The organism is Mesorhizobium sp. M3A.F.Ca.ET.175.01.1.1 (genome assembly GCF_004791945.1).
Lineage (GTDB): Bacteria > Pseudomonadota > Alphaproteobacteria > Rhizobiales > Rhizobiaceae > Mesorhizobium.
In genome coordinates, this window is the sequence record NZ_SRTP01000068.1 from 1 (window position 1) to 474 (window position 474).

The 474-nt window shown below is 65.0% G+C and carries 1 protein-coding gene; it reads left to right on the forward strand.

Annotated features, from left to right (window positions below; translation table 11 throughout):
- Positions 1-131: 131 nt before the first annotated feature.
- Positions 132-474 (forward strand): alkaline phosphatase PhoX (locus EN818_RS30770; RefSeq protein WP_135906595.1); only part of this gene is annotated, 343 nt, incomplete at its 3' end.

Genomic DNA, 474 nt, shown 5'->3' on the forward strand with positions numbered 1-474 from the left:
CGACCTGCACCAAGGGGTAGCGGCGGCCCGTCCGCTTCTCCATCGCAACACGCTCTCTCATGTCATGCGGCTGTTGCCGAAGCGGCTTAGGAAGCGCCTGTCGTCAACATCCACCTTGAGAGGTAGAGACGATGGCCAATTCTCCGTCTTCACCCTCCCCTGTTATCCGCGACGTCATTGCCGCGCGCGTCTCGCGCCGCAACATGCTGAAGGGCGGCCTCGCCTCCGGCGCGCTGATCGCCGGCGGCAGCTTCGTCGGCTCCTTGTTTGCCGGCGAAACACATGCCGCCGCCGCTCAATCCACCCTTGGTTTTCCCGAGCTGAAGCGGGTCTTTGACAAGACGTTCTATGGTGTCGACACCGAGGGTGCGGCGCGCGGCCTGCCGAAGTTGCTGTTTACCTGCCCGCACGACGCCGAGCCGACCGGCCCCTGCTTCACGCCCGACGGCACGACGATGTTCCTGTCGGTCCAGC